This window comes from Bradyrhizobium canariense, assembly GCF_018130465.1.
GTDB lineage: Bacteria > Pseudomonadota > Alphaproteobacteria > Rhizobiales > Xanthobacteraceae > Bradyrhizobium > Bradyrhizobium canariense_C.
The window spans coordinates 605325-629343 of the sequence record NZ_JAFCKJ010000003.1 but is presented as its reverse complement, the minus strand read 5'-3'; the positions used below and the strand labels follow the sequence as shown (position 1 = coordinate 629343).

The 24019-nt window shown below is 64.4% G+C and carries 28 protein-coding genes; 15 read left to right on the top strand and 13 right to left on the bottom strand.

What is annotated here, in order from left to right; genetic code table 11:
• Positions 1–65: 65 nt before the first annotated feature.
• Positions 66–2375: an NADP-dependent malic enzyme gene (locus JQ591_RS11845; protein WP_211396156.1), complete on the top strand. Its 2310-nt coding sequence runs from the start codon at positions 66–68 to the stop codon at positions 2373–2375.
• Between the two features lie 301 nt (positions 2376–2676).
• A complete protein-coding gene (locus JQ591_RS11840) occupies positions 2677–3129 on the top strand; it encodes a DoxX family protein (RefSeq protein WP_211396155.1) in 453 nt (150 codons plus the stop codon).
• Between the two features lie 12 nt (positions 3130–3141).
• On the opposite strand, the gene JQ591_RS11835 is transcribed toward JQ591_RS11840, so the two are convergent.
• The 4 genes from JQ591_RS11835 to JQ591_RS11820 all read right to left on the bottom strand — a co-directional run bounded on the left by JQ591_RS11835 (position 3142) and on the right by JQ591_RS11820 (position 7231).
• Entirely contained in the window at positions 3142–3693 is a 552-nt protein-coding gene (locus tag JQ591_RS11835; protein WP_211396154.1) for a dihydrofolate reductase, read from the bottom strand.
• 8 nt (positions 3694–3701) lie between these two features.
• Positions 3702–4733 (bottom strand): polysaccharide deacetylase family protein, encoded by a 1032-nt coding sequence (locus JQ591_RS11830; protein WP_211396153.1) that lies wholly within the window; start codon positions 4731–4733, stop codon positions 3702–3704.
• A 165-nt stretch (positions 4734–4898) separates the two neighbouring features.
• A complete protein-coding gene (locus tag JQ591_RS11825) occupies positions 4899–5465 on the bottom strand; it encodes a glutathione peroxidase (protein ID WP_211396152.1) in 567 nt (188 codons plus the stop codon).
• 92 nt (positions 5466–5557) lie between these two features.
• Positions 5558–7231: a L,D-transpeptidase gene (locus JQ591_RS11820; protein ID WP_211396151.1), complete on the bottom strand. Its 1674-nt coding sequence runs from the start codon at positions 7229–7231 to the stop codon at positions 5558–5560.
• Positions 7232–7439: 208 nt separating this feature from the next.
• Here JQ591_RS11820 and JQ591_RS11815 point away from each other — a divergent pair, with 208 nt between their 5' ends.
• Positions 7440–7988 carry a CreA family protein gene (locus tag JQ591_RS11815; RefSeq protein ID WP_211396150.1) on the top strand — a complete coding sequence of 183 codons (549 nt, stop codon included), beginning with the start codon at positions 7440–7442 and terminating at the stop codon, positions 7986–7988.
• Positions 7989–8001: 13 nt separating this feature from the next.
• Here the strand turns inward: JQ591_RS11815 and JQ591_RS11810 are convergent, their stop codons facing one another.
• On the bottom strand, positions 8002–8211 hold the full coding sequence (locus JQ591_RS11810) for a hypothetical protein (RefSeq protein WP_211396446.1): 210 nt from the start codon (positions 8209–8211) through the stop codon (positions 8002–8004).
• Between the two features lie 414 nt (positions 8212–8625).
• Here JQ591_RS11810 and JQ591_RS11805 point away from each other — a divergent pair, with 414 nt between their 5' ends.
• The gene (locus JQ591_RS11805) at positions 8626–8790 is read left to right on the top strand and encodes a hypothetical protein (protein ID WP_211396149.1); all 165 of its coding nucleotides are present in this window, start codon (positions 8626–8628) and stop codon (positions 8788–8790) included.
• 36 nt (positions 8791–8826) lie between these two features.
• The gene (locus JQ591_RS11800) at positions 8827–9189 is read left to right on the top strand and encodes a hypothetical protein (protein ID WP_211396148.1); all 363 of its coding nucleotides are present in this window, start codon (positions 8827–8829) and stop codon (positions 9187–9189) included.
• Positions 9190–9192: 3 nt separating this feature from the next.
• Here the strand turns inward: JQ591_RS11800 and JQ591_RS11795 are convergent, their stop codons facing one another.
• Complete coding sequence (locus JQ591_RS11795; RefSeq protein ID WP_211396147.1) at positions 9193–9441, bottom strand: DUF6719 family protein; 249 nt, start codon at positions 9439–9441, stop codon at positions 9193–9195.
• A 67-nt stretch (positions 9442–9508) separates the two neighbouring features.
• Entirely contained in the window at positions 9509–10981 is a 1473-nt protein-coding gene (locus JQ591_RS11790) for a PLP-dependent aminotransferase family protein (RefSeq protein WP_211396146.1), read from the bottom strand.
• Positions 10982–11054: 73 nt separating this feature from the next.
• On the opposite strand from JQ591_RS11790, the gene JQ591_RS11785 reads away from it, so the two are divergent.
• From JQ591_RS11785 to kynU, 5 genes are all read left to right on the top strand, one after another.
• A complete protein-coding gene (locus JQ591_RS11785; protein ID WP_211396145.1) occupies positions 11055–11780 on the top strand; it encodes a pyridoxamine 5'-phosphate oxidase family protein in 726 nt (241 codons plus the stop codon).
• A gap of 54 nt (positions 11781–11834) precedes the next feature.
• Positions 11835–13112: an ArgE/DapE family deacylase gene (locus JQ591_RS11780; protein ID WP_211396144.1), complete on the top strand. Its 1278-nt coding sequence runs from the start codon at positions 11835–11837 to the stop codon at positions 13110–13112.
• A gap of 221 nt (positions 13113–13333) precedes the next feature.
• Complete coding sequence (locus JQ591_RS11775; RefSeq protein WP_211396143.1) at positions 13334–14143, top strand: alpha/beta hydrolase; 810 nt, start codon at positions 13334–13336, stop codon at positions 14141–14143.
• A gap of 33 nt (positions 14144–14176) precedes the next feature.
• On the top strand, positions 14177–15016 hold the full coding sequence (gene kynA, locus JQ591_RS11770) for a tryptophan 2,3-dioxygenase (protein WP_211396142.1): 840 nt from the start codon (positions 14177–14179) through the stop codon (positions 15014–15016).
• Positions 15017–15024: 8 nt separating this feature from the next.
• Entirely contained in the window at positions 15025–16227 is a 1203-nt protein-coding gene (gene kynU / locus JQ591_RS11765; protein ID WP_211396141.1) for a kynureninase, read from the top strand.
• A gap of 160 nt (positions 16228–16387) precedes the next feature.
• On the opposite strand, the gene JQ591_RS11760 is transcribed toward kynU, so the two are convergent.
• Positions 16388–17191 carry a cobalamin-binding protein gene (locus JQ591_RS11760; RefSeq protein WP_211396140.1) on the bottom strand — a complete coding sequence of 268 codons (804 nt, stop codon included), beginning with the start codon at positions 17189–17191 and terminating at the stop codon, positions 16388–16390.
• Positions 17192–17310: 119 nt separating this feature from the next.
• Here JQ591_RS11760 and JQ591_RS11755 point away from each other — a divergent pair, with 119 nt between their 5' ends.
• Together JQ591_RS11755 and JQ591_RS11750 are read left to right on the top strand one after the other, a co-directional pair.
• Positions 17311–17712 (top strand): PaaI family thioesterase, encoded by a 402-nt coding sequence (locus JQ591_RS11755; protein WP_211396139.1) that lies wholly within the window; start codon positions 17311–17313, stop codon positions 17710–17712.
• A 168-nt stretch (positions 17713–17880) separates the two neighbouring features.
• The gene (locus tag JQ591_RS11750; protein ID WP_211396445.1) at positions 17881–18492 is read left to right on the top strand and encodes a GNAT family N-acetyltransferase; all 612 of its coding nucleotides are present in this window, start codon (positions 17881–17883) and stop codon (positions 18490–18492) included.
• Between the two features lie 80 nt (positions 18493–18572).
• On the opposite strand, the gene JQ591_RS11745 is transcribed toward JQ591_RS11750, so the two are convergent.
• Together JQ591_RS11745 and JQ591_RS11740 are read right to left on the bottom strand one after the other, a co-directional pair.
• Positions 18573–18878, bottom strand: a complete 306-nt coding sequence (locus JQ591_RS11745) for a hypothetical protein (RefSeq protein WP_211396138.1) — start codon at positions 18876–18878, stop codon at positions 18573–18575.
• A 95-nt stretch (positions 18879–18973) separates the two neighbouring features.
• Positions 18974–19660: a DUF2161 domain-containing phosphodiesterase gene (locus JQ591_RS11740; RefSeq protein ID WP_211396137.1), complete on the bottom strand. Its 687-nt coding sequence runs from the start codon at positions 19658–19660 to the stop codon at positions 18974–18976.
• 126 nt (positions 19661–19786) lie between these two features.
• Between JQ591_RS11740 and JQ591_RS11735 the strand changes: the two genes are divergently transcribed.
• Positions 19787–20134, top strand: coding sequence for a GrlR family regulatory protein (locus tag JQ591_RS11735; protein ID WP_063683960.1), 348 nt, complete (start codon positions 19787–19789; stop codon positions 20132–20134).
• Here JQ591_RS11735 and JQ591_RS11730 read toward each other — a convergent pair whose 3' ends face one another.
• Both JQ591_RS11730 and JQ591_RS11725 read right to left on the bottom strand, forming a co-directional pair.
• Entirely contained in the window at positions 20135–20815 is a 681-nt protein-coding gene (locus JQ591_RS11730; protein ID WP_211396136.1) for an SDR family oxidoreductase, read from the bottom strand.
• A gap of 19 nt (positions 20816–20834) precedes the next feature.
• Positions 20835–21623 (bottom strand): tyrosine-protein phosphatase, encoded by a 789-nt coding sequence (locus JQ591_RS11725; protein WP_211396135.1) that lies wholly within the window; start codon positions 21621–21623, stop codon positions 20835–20837.
• 71 nt (positions 21624–21694) lie between these two features.
• Between JQ591_RS11725 and JQ591_RS11720 the strand changes: the two genes are divergently transcribed.
• A complete protein-coding gene (locus JQ591_RS11720) occupies positions 21695–22006 on the top strand; it encodes an MliC family protein (protein WP_211396134.1) in 312 nt (103 codons plus the stop codon).
• 114 nt (positions 22007–22120) lie between these two features.
• Here the strand turns inward: JQ591_RS11720 and JQ591_RS11715 are convergent, their stop codons facing one another.
• Entirely contained in the window at positions 22121–22324 is a 204-nt protein-coding gene (locus JQ591_RS11715; protein ID WP_211396133.1) for a DUF2735 domain-containing protein, read from the bottom strand.
• A gap of 538 nt (positions 22325–22862) precedes the next feature.
• On the opposite strand from JQ591_RS11715, the gene JQ591_RS11710 reads away from it, so the two are divergent.
• Positions 22863–23897, top strand: coding sequence for a glutamine synthetase beta-grasp domain-containing protein (locus JQ591_RS11710; protein WP_007609477.1), 1035 nt, complete (start codon positions 22863–22865; stop codon positions 23895–23897).
• Positions 23898–24019: the final 122 nt, after the last annotated feature.

Below are 24019 nucleotides of genomic sequence, written 5' to 3'. Positions count from 1 at the left end.
CTGCCCCAAGGCGGACCGGTCAGGACAACGTAGTTTGAGGCCGGTAACGCGAGGCAAGACACCGCATGTCGTCCTATTCTGATGATCTCCACCAGGCGGCGCTGGCCTATCATCGGCTGCCGCGCCCCGGAAAGCTCGAGATCCAGGCAAGCAAGCCGCTTGCCAATCAGCGCGACCTCGCGCTGGCCTATTCGCCGGGCGTTGCCGCCGCCTGCATGGAGATCGCCAAGAACCCGGCGGAAGCGGCGACGCTGACGATCCGCTCCAATCTGGTCGCCGTGGTTTCGAACGGCACCGCCGTGCTCGGCCTCGGCAATATCGGCCCGCTGGCCTCGAAGCCGGTGATGGAGGGCAAGGCGGTCCTGTTCAAGAAATTCGCCGGCATCGACGTGTTCGACATCGAGATCGCGGCCGACACCATCGAGCGCGTGGTCGAGACCGTGGCGGCGCTCGAGCCGACCTTCGGCGGCATCAATCTCGAGGACATCCGCGGACCGGAATGTTTTGAGATCGAGGCGCAGCTGAAAGAGCGCATGAAGATCCCGGTCTTCCATGACGACCAGCACGGCACCGCGATCATCGTTGCCGCCGCCGTCACCAACGCCCTCCGACTCAACGGCAAGAAGCTCTCCGACGTGAAGATCGTAGCATCGGGGGCAGGGGCCGCGGCGATCGCGACCCTGAACCTGCTGGTGTCGATGGGCGCGCAGCGCAAGAACATCTGGGTCTGCGACATCGACGGCCTGGTGCATGAGGGCCGCAACACCACGATGGACCGCTGGAAGGCGGTCTATGCGCAGAAGACCGACAAGCGCACGCTTGGCGACGTCATCGGCGGCGCCGACATCTTCATCGGCCTGTCGGCACCGGGCGTGCTCAAGCCCGAGATGGCCAAGGCGATGGGCGACAAGCCGCTGATCATGGCGCTCGCCAATCCGACGCCGGAGATCATGCCGGAGGAGGCGCGCAAGGTGCGCCCCGACGCCATGATCTGCACCGGCCGCTCCGACTTTCCGAACCAGGTCAACAACGTCCTCTGCTTCCCCTTCATCTTCCGCGGCGCGCTCGACGTCGGCGCCAGCGCGATCAACGAGGAGATGAAGCTCGCCGCCGTCGAGGCCATCGCGCAGCTCGCGCGCGAGGCGCCGTCGGATGCGGTCGCGCAGGGCTTTGACACCGGCGAGACGCAAGGGTTTGGCCCGGGCTCGCTGATCCCGAGTCCCTTTGATCCGAGGTTGATCCTGCGCATCGCGCCGGCGGTGGCGAAGGCCGCGATGGAGTCGGGCGTTGCGACCCGGCCCATCACCAATTTCGACGAGTACACCGCGCTGCTCGAGCGTTTCGCCTTCCGCTCCGGCCTCGTCATGAAGCCGATGTTCGCGAAGGCCAAGACCCAACCGGTGCGCGTGATCTACGCCGAAGGCGAGGACGAGCGGGTGCTGCGCGCGACCCAGGTGGTGCTGGAAGAGAAGCTGGCGACGCCGATCCTGGTCGGACGTCCGTCGGTGGTCGAGGCGCGCATCAAGCGCTTCGGCCTGTCGATCAAGGCCGGCAAGGACTTTGACCTCGTCAATCCCGAGGACGATCCGCGCTACCGCTCCTACGTGCAGTCCTATGTCGAGGTCGCCGGCCGCCGCGGCGTCACGCCGGATGCGGCGCGCACGGTGGTGCGCACCAACAACACCGTCATCGCGGCGCTCTCAGTGGTGCGCGGAGAGGCGGATGCCATGCTCTGCGGCGTCGAGGGCCGCTACATGAGCCATCTGCGCCATGTCCGCGAGATCGTCGGGTTCACGCCGGGGATCAGCGACTATGCGGCGCTGGCGCTGCTGATCACGAGCAAGGGCGCCTTCTTCATCGCTGACACCCAAGTGCGGCCCAATCCGAGCGCCGAAGAGCTCGCCGAGATCGCCGCGCTCGCGGCGGTCCACGTCCAGCGCTTCAACATCAAGCCGAAGATCGCCTTCGTCTCGCATTCGGATTTCGGCAGCTACGACACGGAATCCTCGCGCAAGATGCGCCGGGCGACCCAGCTCCTGAAGGAGAAGCATCCGGAGCTCGAGGCCGACGGCGAGATGCAGGGCGACACCGCGCTCTCGGCCGCCGCGCGCAAGATGGTGCTGCCGCACTCCAAGCTCGAGGGCGAGGCCAACATCATGATCATGCCGACGCTGGACACCGCCAACGTCGCCTATCAGATGATCAAGTCGCTGGCGGACGCGCTCCCGGTCGGGCCGATCCTGATCGGTCCGGCGCGCCCGGCCCACATCCTCACCCCGTCGGTGACGGCGCGCGGCATCCTCAACATGACCGCGGTTGCGGTGGTTGAAGCGCAGGAGCGCGCGGCCCGGCAGCAGCCGACGTTGTTTACGTAGGGATCGACATTCCGCGAACTCGTCATGCCCGGGCTTGTCCCGGGCGTCCACGATCTTCGTACCGCGGAGCAAGTCGTGGATGGCCGGGTCAAGCCCGGCCATGACGCCGAGGGCGTTGCGGCCAATCGCGCCGCTCTCGATCCGATTCCGCTAGGGAGCGCCAACCCAATAGCGCGCCACCAACTTTGAATTACTTGCAGTTAGCCATTTCGGCGTTTGTAAACCGACCAATGACTCTTCATAATCACCAAGTGCTTTCGCAAAAATCCGGTTTCAAAAAGCCTGAGCCAAGAGGCCGATCATGCCAGCGTTCGTGACTTTCGGGCGGATCCTGTTCGCCGTACTGTTCATCTACACCGGCGCGGCAAGACTGTTTGCCATGCAGGCGACCGTTGATTTCATCGCCGCCAAGGTCGTGGTTCCCGACATGATCGCGCCTTACGCCAAGCAGATCGAGACGGCGACAGCCATGACCACGCCGCAGCTGCTGGCGGTTGCGGTGGGCGTGCTCGAGATCATCGCGGGGGTGATGATCGCCCTGAATTTCGGCGCGCGCTTCTTCGCGATGCTTATGATCATCTATGTCGCAGTCGCGACCTTCCTGTTCTACGATTTCTGGAACCAGGTGCCGCCCGACAACGCCAAGATGCTGGTCGACGCGCTCAAGAACCTGTCGATCATCGGCGCGCTGTTCATGATCATGGGCTACGGCCGCGCCACGCGTCCGGCCGAGGCGGCCTTCGGGGACGTGTAAGGCTAAACCACCCTACGTCCTACGCCACGGCGTCACCGTCACCTCGTGCGCGGCGTCGAGCAGATACGGCGCGCCCGGCTTCATCCCGTGCGATGCCAGCACCTCCTGAGGCGTCCGCTCCGGTACTTCGACAAAACAGCCTTCGCCGCCGGGCAGCCGCAGATGCGGGGCTTCCGAGAGCCAGAAGGTGTCGTAGCGGTCCATGAACATGTCGAACACGACGGGGCCGCCGATGATCGCCGCGGTGCCGCCAGCCACGTCAGCAAAAGCGCATGCTTGCTCGAAGCTGGCGTGATCCGGATTCCACAATGTCGCGTTCGGCAGCTCGGGATCGACGGTCAGCGCCCTGATCTTGCGGGTCAGGATCAGGCGCTTGCGCTTGGGTGAATTCGGCTGCTGCTCGTGCGAGTGACGGCCGTGCACGATCACCGCGGCGCGATCGAGCGCCTGCTCGAAGAACAGCTTGTCGCCTTCGAACTTCAGGCTGTCCGGCATGAGATGCGCCGCGTCCGCGAGCATGCCGTCCGCGGAGACGATGACGTAGCCTTCGATGCGAAAGGACAATGGCGCAACTATTCAGAGACCGTCGTCACGACGCTGTTGACCGGCCGGTTGCTCACCGTCGGCAGCTTGACGTCCTTGAGCAGCTCCTGGTCGTATTCCGGCAGCGTCGAGGCCGGGAACTTGGCGCGCATCGCCACCACCTTGTAGCCGCCCGCCTTCAGGCGCTTGAGCAACTCGGGCAGGGCCTCCGCGGTGTGCTTCTGGAAGTCGTGCATCAGGATGATGCCCTTGCCCTTGCTGTCGAGCTTCTTCATGACGGTCTCGATCACCTTCTCGGGCTTCGAGGCCTTGAAGTCGAAGGAGTCGATATCGCAGGAGAAGATCGCCGTGTTGCGATTGCCGAGATAGGTGACCATCTCCGGCGGATGCTGGAGCGCGGGGAAGCGGAAGAACGGCGAGGGCGAAATGCCGCCGAGCGCCCATTTCACCGCGGACAGACCCTTCTCGATCTCTTCCTTGCGCTGCGCTTCCGTGAGCTTCTTGTTGTTGAGGTTGGCGTGCGACCAGGTGTGGGTGCCCACGGTATGGCCGGCCGCGTAGACCTGCTTCAGGATCTCCGGCTCGTAGGTCGCGTGCTTGCCGATGGAGAAGAAGATGCCGGTGGTGCATTCATCGGCGAGCGCCTTCAGCACCGCGGGCGTGTTCTTCGGCCAAGGACCGTCGTCGAAGGTCAGCACCACCTCCTTGTCGCGCAGGAAGTCGAGCTCCTTGAAATGCTCGAAGCCGAAGCCGGGGCCACCGGTGGTGTCGATCTCGACAGTGCGGGCGACACCGAGCGCGCCGGGGGTGTTGCAAGCGGCACGGGCGGGCTGCGGCGCCTGTTTCGGCGAGGGCGGATTGACGAAGCCCGCCGGCGCGGCGGCTGCTGCAGGAGCAGGAGCAGGTGCCGGAGCCGCAGCGGGCGCAGCCGCGGCCGGCGTTGTCGCCGGTGCGGCCTGCGTCGCGACAGCGGGCTTTGCAGCCGGGGTCTGCGACCATGCCGCGCCCGTCATCGCCAGAGACATCGCGCTTGCCAAAATCAGTCCTGCCGCCACACGCATGGTGTTTGTCCTCGAGATTGATCCCGTTGTTTCACCGGGGCTTTTCGCCTCCGGCAAAACCATCCTGCCCCACACGATCCTAGCCTAGATGGTGGGCCCTCGCCATTGCAACGGCTGTTTGGCGCCCCGCCACAATTGTGCCCAAGCGCGTTGGGGCGCGGTGTCTTAACTGTCGGCCAGCGCCTTCGCGACCGCGGTCTTGATCCGGGTGTCGGCCGGTTCGACCGCCGACGAAAAGACGTCGGCGATATACCCGTCACGGCTGATCAGATATTTGTGGAAGTTCCATTTTGGGACCTCCTTCGGCCGCGCCTCTGCCGCCCATCTGTAGAACGGATGCGCCTTGGCACCGACCACGACGGCCTTGGCCGCAATCGGAAAGGTAACGCCGTATTGGTGATGGGCCGTCTCCGAGATCTCGCTGGTGCCGCCGGGCTCCTGTCCGCCAAAATCGTTGGAAGGCACGCCGATGACGGTGAGCCCGCGCTCGCGAAACTCGTTCCAGATTTCTTGCAGGCCGGCATATTGTGGCGTGTAACCGCAGAGGGAAGCGGTGTTGACCACCAGCAGCGGCTTGCCCGTGAAGGCCGCAAGGTGGATGTCGTCGCCTGATAACGCCGGAAAGGAGAAGGCGTAGGCGGAGATCCGGCTCATGCCGCCATCGGCCAGTGCGCCTCTAGCAGATGCGGTCGTCGCGACAAGCGCGGCGAGCATGGTCCTGCGGTTCAACATGGCAACGTCCCCCGACGTGATCCGGGACGCACTGTACTCCGTCGGCGCGAGGCGCCTGCTCAACACCGCGTTATCGGACGCGGCGAGGCGCGTCAGTACAGGCGGACGATGAAGTCGGTGCCTTCGCCGGTCTCGCCCTGGTTGATGCCCTGGTCGGAGACGATGATCGAGCCGCCCGATGTCAGCATTTCGTTGATCTTCGCGATCGTGTCGGCCGGGATCGAGACGCGGTCGAGGGCCTCGGCCGGGCTATCCGGCGTGACCGCAGGCTTTGCGGCGACGGGGATCACGAACGCGCCGCGCTGGCGGCCTGTCATGCGGCCGGTATCTTCGCGCGCGGCAGAGCGGACGGACACTGGCAGGGACACCACCGACCAATGCAGCGCATTGGAATCGGCCTTGTCGACTTCTGCGGTGAAGACATGCGTGCCGAGCGGCCGATCGCTCGCGGCGATCGTGACGGGCACCTCGAATAGCGGCGCAAAGTTCTGCCGCACGTAGAGCTTGGAATCCTTGCGGCTGACGAAGACCGCGATCTGGCCGGCGCGCTTGGGCGCTTCAGGTTTTGCTGCTGGCGCCGGATCGGCGACGCGGGTTTCGTCCTTCTTGACGTCGGGCGTGGCGGCCTGCGCTGCCGCCGCGCCCGGTGCGTCGGGCGTCTTTGCCGGTTCGGACTTCGCCGTTTCGGACTTGGCAGCCTCGACCTTGTCGGCGGCAGCCGTCGAAGCCTTCGGCGTTTCCTTCAGCGTTTCCGTGGGCGTTTCTTTGGGCGTCTCCGCGGTCTCGAAAGGCTTCGATTCAGTGTTCGCGGGCTGCGCGGCGTCTCCGGCCTGTGGCTTGGCCGCGTCTGCTGCCTCAGCGGTCCTGGTCTCGGGCTTTGCCGTTATCTCGGTTCGGTCGGCTGGTATCGTGGCTTCCTCGCGGGCCGGTGCATTGCCGGTGGTCACGTCCGACATCACGGTGTGGCCGACCGACGAACGCAGCTCGAGCACGCCGTCGGCGCTGGCGGTCTTCGTTTCAACCGGCTTTGCTTCGGCGGCCTTCGCATTAGCCGCGCCCTTGTCGGCCTTGTCGCCGGCATTGGTCTGCGGCTCCAGGCTGGCCGCGGGTTGCGGCGGCACGCGCACAGAGGCGAGCAGCGGATGTGAGAAGTTCTGCGGCGACATCTGGCCGGGCGAAACGATCACGCGCGCGCCCATCCTGGTCCAGTTCCACATCTTCACTGCGAACGCCATCGGCATGCGGATGCAGCCGTGCGAGGCCGGATAGCCCGGCAGCACGCCGGCATGCATGGCGACGCCGGACCACGTGATCCGCTGCATGTACGGCATCGGCGCGCCGCTATAGATGTTGGAGTGGTGGAATTTGTGCTTCTGGATGACGCTGAACACACCCATCGGCGTCGAATGGCCCTTCATGCCCGTCGACACCGGGGATTCCGCGAACACGCCGTTGGTGTCGTAGACCGTGACCTTCTGCCGGTCGATCGAGACGACGATGACGAGAGGACCTTGCGGTTTCGTGCCGGCTTCCTTTTCGGCAACAAGGTCTTTCTTGCCGGCCGCACCGCGCTTCTGCGGTTTCTGGCGCGGGACTTCCGGATGGCGCTCCTGGCGCCCGTACGACCCGTCGGAATAGTCCGTCCAGTAATAAAACGCTGCGTCCGCCTGGCTTGCCGTGCCGATCGCACCCGCCGCCGTCAAAATGGCGACCTGCCAAAGTCGCGCCGGCTTGGCGGAGAAACCAGACCCGTTCACGCTATTCATCTTCGAATCCATAATCCAAATCAGATGTTAGTCTCTCAGAGGGGATACGCGTTCACCAGCACGGCAGTTCTGCCATCAGCTACATTTGTCCAAAGCGTAGCAAAAAAGCCTCACGGAGCGGTAAACGGCGGCCGTGTCGGCTTGCCCGTCGTCTTCCTGATCGGTCGCCTCATCCCTACATTGCTGGAACTTGTTACCGGAGAGGTTCATGTCATCTCGTTTCCCCAGTCTTTCCAGCATCCGCTTGAAAGGCCTCGCTTTATTCCTCCTTGCGCTGACCGTGCCGGCAGCGTCCGCCTCCGCCGCGGACGAGCCGGATCTGATCTTCCGCCGCTCGACCGTGTTCAAATGGATGAGCCCGAACGACAAGCTTGCGACCTACGGCCTCGACGACCCCGAGGTCGAGGGCGTGGCCTGTCATTTCACGGTGCCGGAGAAGGGCGGCTTCAAGGGCTGGCTGGGCCTTGCCGAGGAGGTCTCGGACATCTCGCTCGCCTGCCGTCAGATCGGCCCGATCAAGTTCAAGAACAAGATGGAGCAGGGCGACGACATGTTCCGCCAGCGCCGCTCGTTGTTCTTCAAGAAGATGCAGATCGTGCGCGGCTGTGACGCCAAGCGCAACGTGCTGGTCTACATGGTCTATTCGGACAGGCTGATCGAAGGTTCGCCGAAGAACTCGACCTCGACCGTGCCGATCATGCCGTGGGGACCGGCGGACGCAAACGTCCAGAAATGTGGAGAGTTCTTCACTCAGTGAGACGCGTTTGCGTTCACTCAGCGATGTCGGCGCGGCTGGCGCGCGGTTTGGCAAGATGCGAGCCGGTCAGCCGCACGAATGTCTGCGGCGTGGCCTCGAAGCCGCGGCTCGATTGCAACGCCATTTCGCCAGGCGACATGGCGCTGCTGCGAACAGGTCGTTGATCCCGGCGGTCCGTTCGTTGGTCCGCATCGCGCGCCGTTGCGCGATCTTGCGCCATCATGATGGCCATTCCTCACATCAACGCGCCCGGTGATCCGGGCGTCTCGGTCTCGATAGCTTGGGTCGCGGTCGAAGCGCCCCCGGTTCGACGGGGCCCAGCCTTCGTTCGGCTTCTCTTCAGCAGAAAAACGTAAAACGCATGTGAAGCGTGTGAGGCAGGACCATGACGGCGCCAGCGTCCGGCGCGGCTCCAAGCCCGCACGGGACCTGCCAAGCCACATTGGGCAGCCGCCCGACCCATCTGAAAAGATTGAGATTTTCCGTCGAATGTGTCGTCGCCTCGAACGGGACGAAACAATTCTCATGGAGATGAAACCATTTTCCGCCTTTGGCGCATCACGCGCGAAACCGCCCATGGTTATCAACCTCACAACGACGACGGCGCACGCCGGCCACCGAATTCGGAGACAAGTCCATGCGCACGCTCAGCCTCATCCTTGCTTTCGGTTTCGTGCTCGCCGGCTCCTCGCTCGCAGGCTCGCCGGACGGTAATCTCCCCGGTATCGGCACTTTCCAGTACAGCGGCTCGCCGGTGATGACCCCGGCGCCGCAGCCGATCGTGGTCGCCGCGCGCTTCTGATCCGCCAATAAGAAAAATCAGCCGATAAAGGCCGTCATGCTTGTTCGTTCCTGCGCTGCGGCGTTCATATTCGTTCTGACGATCAGTGCCGCTCAGGCTCAGGTGCGCTCACCGTCCAGATTACCTGATCCCCGTACTGAGTTCGTCAGGCAATGCGCGCCGCGCATGCTCGGGCGCTGGGAGCATCCGGAAGAGGTCTGCGGCTGCCTGCACGATCATGCTGCCGCCGTCGTCGAGGATCGCGATCTCCGCGAGGCTCTGCTGCGCGGCATCAGCGAGACCGGGGTGCCGACGATCGAGACCGATTGGGTGCCGGCCGCAAAGCAGACCGAAATCGGTCCGACCTTCACCAAGATCGCCAAGCCGACCCTGCAATGCATGTTCGATCCGGCGAAGTAGCGCTCATCGCTTTGATTTCGGACCAAACCGCGGCACGCAGGTGCTGGTCCGTGCGACGCCCTTGTCGGTCATCTTGGCGCCGCGCACTTCCTTGACCTGTCCGGCGGGACAAGTTCCATCATCCACTTGCACGCGCTGGCCGAGCTTGAGATCGACGATGTCCTGCTCGCGTCCGACCGTGCCTGCGCGCGCCGTCGCGGCGAGTGCGATGAAGACCAGGAGCGAGAGGCAAGTCGCACGGCGCAGCAGCATGGTGTGAGGTCCCGGTATCAATGCCGCAATGTAGGGAGCGGCAGCCGATTCTCCTAGTGAACGTTCGTCATGCCCGCCGGGCCGGCTTGCTCCTCGCACGCAAGGCCGCACGCGATTCCCGCGCGAGCCGCTCGGCGGATGCCACGAGCTTCGGAACCGCGTGGCCGGAAAATCCCAGCACGAAACCGGGCAGAGGACGTGAGCGGGAATAGGTGTCGGCCAACAGCCAGCCTTCGGCGCCGGCGGCCTGCTTGGCTTCCGCCGCCACCGACAGATCGATCGAGGGATCGAACCGGGCGACAAGATGCAGACCCTGTGATGGGACCGGCACCGACAGAACGCCGTCGGACGCGGCTTCCAGGGTTTCGGCCAGCGCGTCGCGCGCCTCGCGGTATAGCTTGCGCACCCGCTTCAGGTTCGCTGCGAACGCGCCGGAATTGAGCATGTCGGCCACCGCGCCCTCCATCAGCGTGCCGGGAAAACGGTCGAGCGCGGCCCGCGCGGCGGTGACATCCGCAATCAAGCGCTCGGGCAGGGCGCAATAGCCGATGCGCAGGCCCGGAAACAGCGTCTTGGCGAACGTGCCCATGTAGATCACGCGCTGGAGGTGATCGATGCCGGCCAGCGACATCAGCGGCGCGCCGTCATAACGGAACTCGCTGTCGTAATCGTCTTCCAGCACGAAGGCGCCGGCCTGCCTGGCCCAGTCCAGCAGCTCGAGCCGCCGCGGCATCGACATCTGTACGCCCAGCGGAAACTGGTGCGACGGCGTCACATAGGCTGCGCGCGCGGACGGCGCCGCTGCGCGGCCTCTGGCGACACGCATGCCGTGCGCGTCGACGGGAACGAACACGGGACGATAACCGCAATGCGCGATGGTCTTGCGCGCGGCGGGGTAACCCGGGTCCTCGCACCAGACCTGGTCGTTGGACTTCAGGATCGCGCTCAGCACGATACGCAGCGCGTGCAGCGTGCCTGACGTCAGCATGATCTGATCGGGATCGCAGCGCAGGCCCCGCGCCGACAACAGATGATCGGCGATCGCCGCACGCAGCTCGCGGCTGCCGCGAGGGTCGCCATAGTGCAGATGCTCCGCGCCGAAGGCGCGCATGCGACGGCCGACAAAGGCCCGGAAACGCTGCACGGCGCGCGCGTCGATATGGGTGCAGCCGAGCGAAAACGCGCCTTGCCCGGGCGTTTCGACGATGATCTTCGGCCGCTTCGGCTCGGCCGCGCGCGCGGGGATGCGCGCGGCGACGAACGTGCCGGAGCCGACGGTTGCGTCGGCAAAGCCGTCGGCGATCAGCCGCTCATAGGCGGTGACGACGGCATTGCGCCGAAAGCCGGTCTGTTTGGCCAGCGTGCGCGACGGCGGCAGCGGCTCCCCCGGTTTCACCAGGCTGCCGACGATCATCTCGCGCAACGCCTGGTACAGCCGGTGCGCCGACGAGGCGCCGGCCGTGATGTGGGGGCCGGTGAGGTCGAGCGGCAGCTCGGCCTTGGCCGGCGAGGGGACGGAATTGGTTGGAAATTTTCGCATGGAATTGGCACTATCGCAGACCAAATCCGCGGCTACAACTGCTCTGGATTGTTTCAATCCGACAGGGGCGGCCGTGAGCGAGACCGAGAGCCAGAATTCCTATCCGACGTCCGCGCGCAACCAGGTGAAGCGCCGTCATGACCGCGGCTTCTACGATCACGACACGGTTCATCGCATCCTGGATTCCACGATGCTGTGCCACGTCTCCTACGCGATCGACGGCCAGCCCTATTGCACGCCGACTTTTTTTTGGCGCGAAGGGACCAAGCTGTATTGGCATGGCTCGAGCGCCAGCCGCATGCTGCGCAACCAGACCCGGGGCGAGCGTGTGTGCCTGACGGTCGCCCATCTCGACAGCCTGGTGCTGGCGCGCTGCGGGTTCAATCACTCGGCCGACTACCGCGCCGTGATGGCGTTCGGCACCGCCTATCTCGTCACCGATCCCGAGGAGAAAGCGCGCGCGGTCATCGCGATGGTCGACCGCTTCTTCCCGGATCGCACCGCGAGCCTGCGGGCGAGCAACACGCAGGAGATCAAGGCGACCTCCTTTATCGCGATGGAGATCGAGGAAGCCTCCGCGAAAGTCCGCGCCAAGGGTGTCGCCGACGACGACGAGGACTATGCGTTGCCGATCTATGCCGAGCGCATCCCGGTGCGCACCGTGCTCGGCGCGCCGGAACCTTGCCCGCGGTTGCTCGACGGCGTGAGCCGGCCGGCGACACTGAATGGCTATTCGGAAGGCCGGCTGCTCGAAGATGCATTGCGGGATGCCTATTTTGCAGAGTACCCGAACGGCTGAAATCGGTTAGCTTGCGCTCCATCGATGATCTGAATGCCCGATTGGAGTTGCCTGATGAATGCCGAAACGCAGCAGAGGATTCTTGACGCCGTCGACGCCGGCTTCGAAGCCCAGCTTGCGACCACAAGCGATTTCGTCGCGATCCCCTCGACCCGCGGTGCGGAGGGACCGTGCCAGGACATGATCGGCGACCTCCTGCGCGCGCGCGGCTACGAGGTCGACGACTGGCACATCAATGTCGACGACCTCAAGGATCTGCGCGGCTTCGGCCCCATCGAGCATGATTTCTCGAAGGCGCGCTCGGTGGTGGGCACCTACCGTCCGCAAACCGATGGCGGCAAATCGCTGATCCTCCAGGGCCATTGCGACGTCGTGCCCGCGGGGCCGCTGGAATTGTGGGACACCCCGCCGTTTTCGCCCGTCATCAAGGACGGCAAGATGTTCGGTCGCGGTGCCTGCGACATGAAGTCGGGTACCATCGGCGCGCTCTCAGCGCTCGATGCGATCAAGGCCGCGGGCCTCAGGCCGACGGCGCGGATCCACTTCCAGTCGGTGATCGAGGAGGAGAGCACCGGCGTCGGCGCGCTCTCGACGCTTCAACGCGGCTATCGTGCGGATGCCTGCTTCATCCCCGAGCCGACTGGCGGCAAGATGGTGCGCTCGCAGGTCGGCGTGATCTGGTTTCGGCTGCGGGTGAAGGGCCATCCGACTCACGTTGCCTTCGCCGGCTCGGGCGCGAACGCCATCATGGCGGCCTACCATCTGATCCAGGCGTTGCAAAAACTCGAGATCGAGTGGAACGAGCGCGCGAAGGCCGATCGTCACTTCAAGACGCTGAACCATCCCATCAACTTCAACCCCGGCATCATCAAGGGCGGCGACTGGGCCTCAAGCGTGCCGGCCTGGTGCGACGTCGATTGCCGGATTGCCGTGTTGCCGGGCTGGTCGATCGCCGATCACCAGAAGGAGATCATGGCCTGCGTCGCGGCTGCCGCGCGCAACCACCGCTTCCTCGCCAACAATCCGCCGGAGATCGAATGGTCGGGCTTCTTGTCGGAAGGCTATGAGCTGACCGATGCCGCCGCGCCCGAGGCGGCGTTCGGCAAGGCCTTCAACACCGTCTATGGCGGCGAAGTTGAAGACCTCGTCTTCACCGCGCTCACCGACACCCGCTTCTACGGCCTCAATCACGGTATCCCGAGCCTGTGCTTCGGCGCGAGCGGCGGCGAGATGCACGGCTTCAATGAATATGTCGAGCTGGACTCGCTGAAGAAGACGACCAAGGCGATGGCGCTGTTCATCGCGGATTGGTGCGGAGTGGAGAAGGGGTAGGCCCTTTCGCCGTCATTGCGAGGAGCCCTTGCGACGAAACAATCCAGACTGCCGCCACGGAGGCAGACTGGATTGCTTCGCTGCGCTCGCAATGACGGGGCTGCCCGATCCACCGGCTTTCCCAGATGCTTTAAGCTTAAAATAAAGACTAGGATGCCGCCCGCGCCGGTGGCAGACTGGCGCCCGCCCCACAAGGCCTTGAGTCCATCGAGGAAGCCACGATGCGCGATTGGGATGACGCTTACGCTAATTCGGCCCATATCCCGGGCTCGGACAAGATGCCGGCGCTGTGGGCGGAGCGGGCGGCGGCTTACCGCGCCGGACTGAAAAAATTTCGCGCCGACATCGCCTATGGCGCCGGCGAGCGCCAGCGCCTCGACCTGATCCTGCCCGACGAAGACAGCAAGGGCCTCGTCGTGTTCGTCCACGGCGGCTACTGGATGCGCTTCGACAAGTCGACATGGACCGATCTTGCCGAGGGCGCGCGCCATCATGGCTGGGCGGTCGCGCTGCCAAGCTACACGCTGACGCCGGCCGCGCGCATCTCCGACATTACGGCGGAAATCACCACAGCGATCGCCAAGGCGGCCTCGCTCGTCGCGGGCCCAATCCGGCTCGCCGGCCATTCCGCGGGCGGCCATCTCGTCACGCGCATGCTGTGCAATGATAGTAGGCTCGAGCCCGCCGTCGCCAACCGCATCGCCGGCACGCTCTCCATCAGCGGCCTGCATGATCTGCGTCCGCTGCTCAAGGCCAGGATGAACGACACCCTGCGCATGACGATGGAGGAGGCGACGCTGGAAAGCGCGGCGCTGCATCTGCCGCGCGGGCATTCGCCGGTGACCGCCTGGGTCGGGGGCAACGAGCGGCCCGAATTCATCCGCCAGTCCGATCTGATGGCCAATGTCTGGACTGGCTTCGACGTGCCGACGCGTCTCGTCGTCGATCCCGGGCTCAACCATTTCACCGTGATCGACGCCCTCAAGGACCCGTCGTCGCCGATCACCGCGCGCCTGATCGGGCTCGACTGACGAGGCCTGGAAGATCGATCGAAAGGACCAGTCATGACGTCCAGCGAATACGATCCCGCAAGCGAAGGTGCCGAGACCGATTTCACCCGGCGTATGTCCTATGGCAATTATCTGGCGCTGGACGCGATCCTCGGCGCGCAGCATCCGCTGTCGGAAGCGCATGACGAGATGCTGTTCATTATCCAGCATCAGACCACCGAGCTGTGGATGCGGCTCGCAATCCACGAGCTCAGCGCCGCACGCCGTTCGATCGCGAAGGATGAGGTGCAGCCTGCGATGAAGATGCTGGCACGGATGTCGCGCATCTTCGAGCAGCTCAACGGCGCCTGGGACGTGCTGCGCACGATGACGCCCAGCGAGTATACGCGCTTCCGCTCGCAGCTCGGCCAGTCGTCGGGCTTCCAGTCGCGGCAATACCGGCTGATCGAATTCCTGCTCGGCAACCGCAACCACGCCATGCTCAAGCCGCACGCGCACGATTTGGAAACCACGCAGCTGCTCGAAGCCGAGCTCGCGACGCCAAGCCTTTATGACGAGGTGCTGCGGCTCGCCGACCGCAACGGGCTCAAGATGCCCGCGGCCGTGCTGGCGCGCGATGTTCGCGAGATTCATAGCTTCAACGAAGGCGTGCTGCAGGCCTGGCGTATCGTCTACGAGGCGCCGGAGACGCACTGGATGCTCTACGAGCTCGCCGAGAAGCTGGTCGATTTCGAGGATTATTTCCGGCGCTGGCGTTTCAACCACGTGACGACGGTCGAACGCGTCATCGGCTTCAAGCGCGGCACCGGCGGCACCGGCGGCGTCAGCTACCTCAAGCGCATGCTGGAGGTCGAGCTGTTCCCCGAACTCTGGCGCGTGCGCACGATCCTGTAGAGAGTTTCATGACCAAGCTTCGCGTCTACGACGACACCAGGGCGCTGTTCCATATGCCCGACGGTGTGATCTATCTCGACGGCAATTCGCTCGGCGCGTTGCCGCTTGGCGTTGCCGAGCGCGTCAGCCGCGTCATCACCGCCGAGTGGGGTAATGAGCTGATCCGCGCCTGGAATACGGCAGGCTGGTACGTGCAGCCGCGCCATGTCGGCGATCGCATCGCGCGACTGATCGGTGCGGAAGCCGGCTACGTCATGGTCGGAGACACGCTGTCGCTCAAGGTCTATCAGGCGCTCGCCGCCGCGCTCGACATGGATGCATCGCGCAAGGTCGTCCTGTCCGACACCGGCAATTTTCCGACCGATCTCTACATGGCCGAAGGCCTGATCGCGACGCTCGGCCGTGGTCATCAATTGCGCCTGGTGGCGCCGGAGGAGATCGAAGCCTCGTTGTCGGAGGAGATCGCGGTGCTCTACATCACCGAGGTCGATTACCGCACCGGACGACGCCACGACATGGCGAAGCTGACTGCAAGAGCGCATGCGCTCGGCATCGTCACGGTCTGGGATCTCGCGCATTCGGCCGGCGCGCTGCCGGTCGACCTTGCAGGCACCGGCGCTGATTTCGCCGCCGGGTGCACCTACAAATACATCAACGCCGGCCCCGGCGCGCCCGCCTTCCTCTACGTCGCGCCGCGCCACGCCGACAGCGTCCGCGCCGCTTTGTCGGGCTGGATGGGCCACGCAAAGCCGTTCGCATTCGAGCTTGCCTATGCGGCCGCGGGCGGCGTCGAGCGCATGCGCGTCGGCACGCCGCCGGTGCTGGCAATGGCGGCGCTGGAGGCGTCGCTCGACATCTGGGATCGCGTCGATATCACGGAGGTCCGGGCCCGCTCGCTGGCGCTCGGCGATCTCCTCATCAGCGAAGTCGAGCGCCGTTGCCCGCAGCTAACGCTCGTCACGCCGCGCGCCCATCAGCGTCGCGGCTCGCAGATCTCCTTTGCCTTCGAAGGCGGCTACGCCGCGATGCAGGCCCTGATTGCCCGCGGTGTGATCGGCGATTTCCGCGCGCCGGATATCATGAGGTTTGGCATCACGCCGCTGTATATCGGCGAGACCGAGGTGCTGAAGGCGGCCGAGGTCATCGAGGACGTGATCGCGGGCGAGGTGTGGCGGCGGCCGGAGTATCAGGTCGTGAATGCGGTGACGTGAGAAGCTATCCCCGTCACCCTGAGGTGCGAGCTCAGTGGCGCAATTGCGCCGCTGGGCGAGCCTCGAAGGGCGACGGCCCGGCTGCATCGGGGCCGTTCATCCTTCGAGGCTCCCTGCACGGTGCTGCGCACCGCGCAGCTCGCACCTCAGGATGACGGGGTTACAGCGTGCGCAAGCTTAGGTGCGGTCCCCACAGCGCCTGCACGACTGCATTGAGCCCGTCCGTCAGCGCCGCCGGCCCTGGCTGCAATATGATCGTCGATTTGATTTCGACGATACGACCATCGCGCACGGCTGGGATCTCGCTCCAGCCGTCGCGCGCGCTGATGCGGGCAGGGACGACCTTCTTGCCACACCATGAGGCGAGGATCACGTCGGGCGCAGCCTCACGAACCGCGTCCGCCGAAACGATGCGATCCTTCGCCGCCTGCCGATGGCGCAGCTCCGGAAATACATCCTCGCCGCCGGCGATCTCGATCAGTTCGGAGACCCACCCGATGCCTGAGATCAGTGGATCGTCCCACTCCTCGAAAAAGACTTTTGGCCGCCGCGAGGGACGGGACGTTGCTGCGATCATGGCGAGGCGCCGTTCAAGCCCCTGGGCGAGTTCCTCCGCACGCTCAGCCGCGCCGACCAGCGCGCCCAGCGTGCGGATCATCGCAAGAATCCCGGCGACGTCGCGCTGGTTGAAAACGTGGACATCGACGCCGGCTCGAACCAGATCGGCGACGATGCCCGCCTGGAGATCCGAGAAGGCGAGCACGAGGTCCGGTTCCAGCGCCTGGATTTTCGGGATGTCCGCGGAGACGAAGGCCGATACCCGCGGCTTCTCGCGCCGCACCTGGGGCGGACGAACGGCGTAGCCGGAGACGCCGACGATGCGGTCCTGTTCGCCGAGCAGATAGAGCGTCTCGACCGTCTCTTCGGTCAGGCAGACGATACGGTGGGGCGGGAAGTGGCGCATGGCGAAACCATATGCGCAAACGCTTCGGCCAATGTCACGGCGACTATTACCTCGGACGTCATTGCTTTGCCGCGCGGAGCAATTCACCCTGTGAGCAGAATGATTTGGGAGGAAATCCGATGACGCCGCTCGAGAAACTTAAAGCGATGAAGATGCCGTTTGCCGAACTCAAAGGTGTCGAGTTCGTCGAGGCCGGGAAAGATCGCGTGGTGGCGCGGATGACGGTCAGGCCCGATCTCTGCACGCTGCACCACACCATCCACGGTGGCGCGGTGATGGCGCTGGCCGATTCCGTCGGCGCGGCGGCCACCGTGATCAATCTACCGGAGGACGCCAAGGGCACGACCACGCTCGAGAGCAAGACCAACTTCATCGGCGGTGCCAAGGAGGGAACAACGGTGATCGCGACCGCCACCCCAATCCACAGAGGCCGGCGGACCCAGGTCTGGACCACCCGGCTGGAGACCGAGGACGGCAAGCTGGTTGCCGTGGTGACGCAGACCCAGCTGGTCCTCGTATGACTACGGGGGCTTGATTTTGTTAACGAATTAGTCGCCTCCGATGCCCGAAACTTGAGCAGGTTCCCGTCTTGAAAAGCGTGTTGCAATGCACAATATTGGGGGCCTAGGGATTCGAACGCCTCCTCGAGGGACACCAAGAGGAGTTTTGACTTGTCACTCGCAGCAAATTTGGCACTTGAAGAAACCAACCGCCCGAAGTCCGTTCAGGGCTACGTGCGGACCTTGAGCCAGCAGGAAGAATTGCCGCTCTTGCGCGATCACCTGTTGAGGCTCGATGCCGAAAGCCGGCACGACCGTTTCAACGGTTTTCTCGACAACAGCTTTATCGAGCGTTACGCCGCCCGCTGTGCCGAGGACGGCACCGTGATCGTCGCCTACATCGTCGACGGCGTGGTCCGCGGTGCGGCCGAGCTGCATCCGCCCGAGGGCGATTCGCTGCCCGAGGTCGCCTTCAGCGTGGAAGCCTCGGCGCGGCGCCAGAATGTCGGCACCGTGCTGTTCAGCCGCCTGATCGCGGAAGCACGCTGGAAGGGCTACAAGTGCCTGCGCATCACCACCGGCGCCGAGAATCACGCGATGCGGGCGCTCGCCAGGAAGTTCGGGGCGCATCTGCAATTCCGTCATGGCGAATCGACCGGCACGATCGATCTCGCCAAGGCGCCTGAGGACGAGCTCGCTGATCTCGCGGCCTCGCCATTCACGGCCGGCCGCGCTCTTCTCAGCTTCAACTCGACCTGCTGGAAGATCATCTCCAGCATCTATGGCAGTCGCGCCGCCTGACCTGAAAAAGCCGACTGGAATCAAAAAAGCGGACCGGTGAAACCGGTCCGCTTTCGTATTGGAAATAGCGAACTAAGCGCTCAGGTGCCGGTGCGCTTGTCGTTGCCGAAGCGGCGCACGACACGGCGTTCGACCACCACCGAGCGCTGCGCGCCCTGTTCGCCGGCGATCACGCGCGTGGCGGTGACGCGGCTGTTGGTACGGGCCAGCTTCTTCACCTCGGCCTGGACCGTTTCGATAGGCATTCCCATGAGAGCTGCCGCGATCTCGGCCTGCTGCTCCTGATCATCGGTAATGCCGACGGCGGCGAAGATCGCCTCGTCCAGGGTCGGCGGATCGTGGCGCACGCGCCGCGTGCCATATTTGGTATTCCAGTCTGCGTTCATAACGGCCTCGTTTCGATGCCGGGATACCTAGTGCCGTATATGTTGCATTGCAATATGAAATTGGTGTGGCATCTCAGCTATGCACCGGTTGGGTGTCAGGGCGGTGACGCGGCGCCGGCAACAACCTCAACCCGCTGTTGAGGCCAGCGTTTGAGCGCCGCGTGGCCCGCTTCCGTCAGCCCGTAGATTCCCCGCTCAGTGCGTTCGAACCAGCCATACACATTGTTAAGCATGATCTTGCCGGCATCGGGACAGCGTTGGCGCAATTCGCTCACCCGCCGCGGGCCTGCGGCGAGCTCCGAGGCGCAGGCCAGCGCCTGCTGCCGATAGGCCGTCATGATCGGCGCGCGGGTGCTGCCGCCCAGCACCGGATCGCCCTGGCGGCGCTGATGCTCCGCAACGAGGCGCGAACGGACCTTCGGCTCGCGGCGTGGGGCTGCAGTCGGCGGCTTCACCAGCACTTCGACCTGACCGCGGTCGGTCACCCCGAGCATGCCGAAGCCGAGGCGGCGACAGAGATTGCGATAGCGCGCGTCGGTCTCGCGTCCCTTGCCGCGCGCTGACATCTTTGCGGCAATCCAGACCTCGTCGCCGGCTGGTGCACGATCGACCGCCTGAAGGATCAGCTCGAGATTGAAGGTCAGCTTGAGCTCGCCGATTACCACCACCGGCGGATCGCCGGCGCTGAGGCCCACGAGATCGCAGCCGCCGATCTCGCCCTTGACCGTGAAGCCGAGCTCTTCGAGGAAGCGTTTGACAGGCAGATAGAGCGTGGTTTCCACAGCACGTCCGATCGGAGAATCAGTGGCGGGCAGTTTAGCCCGGAACGGACCTAGGCCTCTGCGCCATTTGATCGGGAACCGATGATCCGGCTATCCTGCGGGCGGGACAGTCGGGCGCTTGACGCGATGACAATCAGGAACGGGCTCTATCATATCCGGATCGAGATGCTGGATGCCGTCCAGGGCGGCAACCAGGGCGTCATGGTCCTGCGCGACGGCACCATGAGGGGCGGGGACTCATTCTTTTTCGCCTACGGCAGCTACACCTCGGCCGACGGCAAGTGGAAGGGCGAGCTGACCAACGAGGAGCATTCACCCTCGTTCGACGAGCGCCCGGTGTGGGGCCGCAAGGTCGTGACCATCGGCTTCAGCGGCACCTACAATGACGAGACCGCGTACGGCGAGGGCATCGCGCTCGCCGGCAAGCAGAGCATCCGCTTCAAAGGCAATCTCCGGCTGTTGGTGCCGGATTGATCACACCCGCCCGCCGACCGGGATCAGCGCGCCGGTGACGCCGCTCGCGGCATCGCTGGCGAGGAACAGGATGATTTCGGCGAGCTCCTGCGGCGTCACCCATTTGGCGAAGTCGGCGTTCGGCATGTCGGCGCGGTTGGCCTTGGTGTCGATGATCGAGGGCAGCACCGCATTCACAGTCACCTTGCCTTTCCACTCGCTCGCCAACGCCTCGGTGAGGCGATGGACGCCGGCTTTCGACGCCGCATAGGGGCCCATGCCGGAGCCGGCCTGAAGCGCGCCCATGGCGCCGATATTGACGATGCGGCCGGCCTTGGATGCGGCGAGATGCGGCAGCGCTGCCTGCGAGGCGTTGAGTGCCGTCAGCACGTTGAGCGCATGCATGCGCTGCCACGTCTTGATATCGCCGTCGCCGACGGTCTCGAAGGCGAAGCCGCCGGCGATGTTGATCAGCGCATCGAGCTTGCCAAAGTGTCTTGCCGCCGCCTCGACCGCCGTCTTCGCCTGTGCTGTGTCGGACAGATCGACGCCGCCGATCTCGATGCGCTCAGGCGTCGCGGAAATTTGCGACGGCGCATGGTCGATGCCGGCAACGCGCGCGCCGCGCGACTGCGCGGCCTCGGCGACGACTTTGCCAAGTGCGCCGAGTGCTCCGGTGATGATCAGAACCTTGCCTTGCATCGTCGTTCTCCCTGCACGCTTATGATTGCAGATAACGCGCCTTCAGCGCGGTCCGCTCCGGTGTGCCGAGCTTGAGGCCGTCGCGCAAGTAGGTTTCGATATCGCCATACGCGCTGCCGACGGCCTCGAAAGCTGCGGCAAGATACGAGGCATCGACGTTGCCGATCGCGTCGAGAACGTCGGCGGGAAGATCGGAGACGTTTGATGCGTCGCGCTTGTAGTGCCGGTTGGTCAAGAGGTAGTCCTCGGCAATGACGTCGTCGGCTACGCCGAGGGCATGCAGGATCAGCGCGCTGGCAAAGCCGGTGCGATCCTTGCCGGCGGTGCAGTGAATGACGAGCGGCGCGCGGTCCTCCAGCAGATGAGCGAACAGGTTGCGGAAACTCGCCGTGTTGTGGCGGACATAGTTGCGATAGGATTCGCGCATGAGTTCGAGCGCGACTAGCGCGGTCAGCCTGCCCTTGGCGAGCTCCGCGCGCAACGCGGCCACGACCGTCGGCTCGATCGGCAGTGAATGCACGGCGATCTCGTTGACCACGCAGACGCCCGCCGCGCGTTCCTCGACGCCGCGAAAATCGAAGGCGCTGCGCACGCCCAGCGCGCGGACGATCTCGACATCGGCAGCAGTGAGCTGGCCGAGATGGTTGGAGCGGAAGATGTGCCTCCAGCGCGTGGTACGGCCATCAGCGGTCGGATAGCCGCCGAGGTCGCGAAAATTGCTGGCGCCTTGCAGGGCGAGATGGCGAGCAGGGGAGGCTTGTACGGAGGAGTCTGGTACGGAGGAGTCTTGTACGGAAGAGTCTTGCATGAGATCAGCTTGGGTTATGGTTCCAGCGGATGCACGATTGGCGTCCTTGAAATCTATTACAGGGGGCGATCATGGGCCGGCACAAGGCCATTCTTTTGGCGCTCACCATGCTGGTGGTCGGAATGATCGGTGCACGGCAGGCCGATGCGCAGACGTTCCGGACCTATCGCTGCGCCGATGGTACGCAGTTCATCGTTGGGTTTTATGACGCCGACAACCGCGCCTTCCTCCAGATCGACGGCGAGCCGGTCGCGCTTGCCAAGCGGCTGACGGTCTCCGGCGCGCGCTATTCGGGGGCGGGGATCACGCTGGTGATCGGCAAGACCGGCAGCACCACGGTCAAGCATCTGAAGCGGCCGGTCACGGCCTGCGCGGGGATCTGAACGGCGGCATTCCCACAGGAATCAAAAAGGGCCGAAACACCGTTGTTTCGACCCTTTTTCAAACTGACGCCGGGCATTGAGAGAGCACCGGCGGTATTGAACCGAACGCAGGCATCAGCGGTCCCATTTCGGCTTGGCTTCATCGACTGCTTCCTGATGGTACCAGCTGCCGCTGCAAATCGTCTCGTTCACGGGGAGCGAGGCGTGGTTGGCGGGAAGGCGGGTCTCACCATAGCGGCGCCCGCCGAGAGCCGAGCGGCCCCCGACAGGGAATTGGTAGATCTGTGCAGATCCGTGACTCAGTCCGTTATTCATCATTGCGGTATCTCCCGAGATCGCAGCGCTGGGCCTCCATGGTGCGCCCGACTCGTTGGCTTGTGGTTACTGGAGTCCCCATATCGGCCGTGCATTCCGAAATGCAAAGTGCTGAAAAGGAAATCAGTGTTGGCCTATTTTGTAGGCAGACTGCATTCTGCTTCCTCTAAGGCAGCGGTCGGGTGGCTAACGCGTGGGCCGTTGCGAAGGTTGCGGGCGACGGGCACAGACTTGGCGAATATTGCCGGACGTTGATGCGCGTTTCATCGGCAACCTCCGGCGCAGGTTCGCCTGCTCCAGAATCAGGCGTTTTCCGCGGGATTTTTGCAGTGCAGCTTCACGCAAAGGTGCGCCGCTATGACGCACGGCGCAACGGACCATCTGCCGGGAGCGATGAGAGGCCGGCCGCGGTGGAAAACCTCCCGCACTGCGGCCTTTTGGCACGTTAAATGCTTGTAAAGGGTCGGCCGATGGTGGCCGGGTAAACAATCGTGCGGGGGCCTACGGCCCCCACCTTTCGCATCATCTACAGAGAGGCTCAATGACCAAGTACAAGCTCGAGTACATCTGGCTCGACGGATATACGCCGACTCCGAACTTGCGCGGCAAAACTCAGATCAAGGAATTCGCGTCGTTCCCGACGCTCGAGCAGCTTCCGCTCTGGGGCTTCGATGGCTCCTCCACCCAGCAGGCTGAAGGCCACAGCTCCGATTGCGTGCTGAAGCCGGTCGCGGTGTTCCCGGATGGCGCCCGCACCAACGGCGTGCTCGTGATGTGCGAAGTCATGATGCCCGACGGCAAGACCCCGCACTCGACCAACAAGCGCGCCACGATCCTCGACGATGCCGGCGCCTGGTTCGGCTTCGAACAGGAATACTTCTTCTACAAGGACGGCCGTCCGCTCGGCTTCCCGGCCTCCGGCTATCCGGCGCCCCAGGGTCCGTACTACACCGGCGTCGGCTTCTCGAACGTCGGCGACGTCGCCCGCAAGATCGTCGAAGAGCATCTCGACCTCTGCTTGGCTGCCGGCATCAACCATGAAGGCATCAACGCGGAAGTCGCGAAGGGCCAGTGGGAATTCCAGATCTTCGGCAAGGGCTCCAAGAAGGCCGCTGACGAAATGTGGATGGCCCGCTACCTGATGCTGCGCCTGACCGAGAAGTACGGCATCGACATCGAGTTCCACTGCAAGCCGCTGGGCGACACCGACTGGAACGGCTCCGGCATGCACGCCAACTTCTCGACCGAGTACATGCGTACGGTCGGCGGCAAGGAGTACTTCGAGGCGCTGATGGCGGCCTTCGACAAGAACCTGATGGACCACATCGCCGTCTACGGCCCGGACAACGACAAGCGTCTGACCGGCAAGCACGAGACCGCGCCCTGGAACAAGTTCAGCTACGGCATTGCCGACCGCGGTGCTTCGATCCGCGTGCCGCACTCCTTCGTCAACAACGGTTACAAGGGCTATCTGGAAGACCGTCGTCCGAACTCGCAGGGCGACCCATACCAGATCGCATCGCAGATCCTGAAGACGATCGAATCCGTGCCGGCCGACAAGAAGGCTGCGGCCTAGCATCCTCCCGGCCCGGGCTGGGGGCTGGCCCGGGTTGGACTTCGATCCGCCGAAGCCGAAAGGCTTCGGCGGATTTTTACATTCTGATGACAGCCGTTGCTGTGGTCCCTCGCGCGAAACTT

What these genes read in the sequence shown, in the direction of transcription:
- JQ591_RS11790 (WP_211396146.1), bottom strand. Translation starts at nt 10,981, where the DNA reads ATGCGAAAATTTCCAACCAATTCCGTCCCCTCGCCGGCCAAGGCCGAG.
- JQ591_RS11800 (WP_211396148.1), top strand. Translation starts at nt 8,827, where the DNA reads ATGCTTGTTCGTTCCTGCGCTGCGGCGTTCATATTCGTTCTGACGATC.
- JQ591_RS11820 (WP_211396151.1), bottom strand. Translation starts at nt 7,231, where the DNA reads ATGAATAGCGTGAACGGGTCTGGTTTCTCCGCCAAGCCGGCGCGACTT.
- JQ591_RS11830 (WP_211396153.1), bottom strand. Translation starts at nt 4,733, where the DNA reads ATGCGTGTGGCGGCAGGACTGATTTTGGCAAGCGCGATGTCTCTGGCG.
- JQ591_RS11805 (WP_211396149.1), top strand. Translation starts at nt 8,626, where the DNA reads ATGCGCACGCTCAGCCTCATCCTTGCTTTCGGTTTCGTGCTCGCCGGC.
- JQ591_RS11775 (WP_211396143.1), top strand. Translation starts at nt 13,334, where the DNA reads ATGCGCGATTGGGATGACGCTTACGCTAATTCGGCCCATATCCCGGGC.
- JQ591_RS11760 (WP_211396140.1), bottom strand. Translation starts at nt 17,191, where the DNA reads ATGCGCCACTTCCCGCCCCACCGTATCGTCTGCCTGACCGAAGAGACG.
- JQ591_RS11735 (WP_063683960.1), top strand. Translation starts at nt 19,787, where the DNA reads ATGACAATCAGGAACGGGCTCTATCATATCCGGATCGAGATGCTGGAT.
- JQ591_RS11810 (WP_211396446.1), bottom strand. Translation starts at nt 8,211, where the DNA reads ATGATGGCGCAAGATCGCGCAACGGCGCGCGATGCGGACCAACGAACG.
- JQ591_RS11720 (WP_211396134.1), top strand. Translation starts at nt 21,695, where the DNA reads ATGGGCCGGCACAAGGCCATTCTTTTGGCGCTCACCATGCTGGTGGTC.
- JQ591_RS11795 (WP_211396147.1), bottom strand. Translation starts at nt 9,441, where the DNA reads ATGCTGCTGCGCCGTGCGACTTGCCTCTCGCTCCTGGTCTTCATCGCA.
- JQ591_RS11845 (WP_211396156.1), top strand. Translation starts at nt 66, where the DNA reads ATGTCGTCCTATTCTGATGATCTCCACCAGGCGGCGCTGGCCTATCAT.
- JQ591_RS11780 (WP_211396144.1), top strand. Translation starts at nt 11,835, where the DNA reads ATGAATGCCGAAACGCAGCAGAGGATTCTTGACGCCGTCGACGCCGGC.
- JQ591_RS11715 (WP_211396133.1), bottom strand. Translation starts at nt 22,324, where the DNA reads ATGATGAATAACGGACTGAGTCACGGATCTGCACAGATCTACCAATTC.
- JQ591_RS11745 (WP_211396138.1), bottom strand. Translation starts at nt 18,878, where the DNA reads ATGAACGCAGACTGGAATACCAAATATGGCACGCGGCGCGTGCGCCAC.
- JQ591_RS11840 (WP_211396155.1), top strand. Translation starts at nt 2,677, where the DNA reads ATGCCAGCGTTCGTGACTTTCGGGCGGATCCTGTTCGCCGTACTGTTC.
- JQ591_RS11725 (WP_211396135.1), bottom strand. Translation starts at nt 21,623, where the DNA reads ATGCAAGACTCTTCCGTACAAGACTCCTCCGTACCAGACTCCTCCGTA.
- JQ591_RS11755 (WP_211396139.1), top strand. Translation starts at nt 17,311, where the DNA reads ATGACGCCGCTCGAGAAACTTAAAGCGATGAAGATGCCGTTTGCCGAA.
- JQ591_RS11710 (WP_007609477.1), top strand. Translation starts at nt 22,863, where the DNA reads ATGACCAAGTACAAGCTCGAGTACATCTGGCTCGACGGATATACGCCG.
- JQ591_RS11815 (WP_211396150.1), top strand. Translation starts at nt 7,440, where the DNA reads ATGTCATCTCGTTTCCCCAGTCTTTCCAGCATCCGCTTGAAAGGCCTC.
- kynA (WP_211396142.1), top strand. Translation starts at nt 14,177, where the DNA reads ATGACGTCCAGCGAATACGATCCCGCAAGCGAAGGTGCCGAGACCGAT.
- JQ591_RS11825 (WP_211396152.1), bottom strand. Translation starts at nt 5,465, where the DNA reads ATGTTGAACCGCAGGACCATGCTCGCCGCGCTTGTCGCGACGACCGCA.
- kynU (WP_211396141.1), top strand. Translation starts at nt 15,025, where the DNA reads ATGACCAAGCTTCGCGTCTACGACGACACCAGGGCGCTGTTCCATATG.
- JQ591_RS11730 (WP_211396136.1), bottom strand. Translation starts at nt 20,815, where the DNA reads ATGCAAGGCAAGGTTCTGATCATCACCGGAGCACTCGGCGCACTTGGC.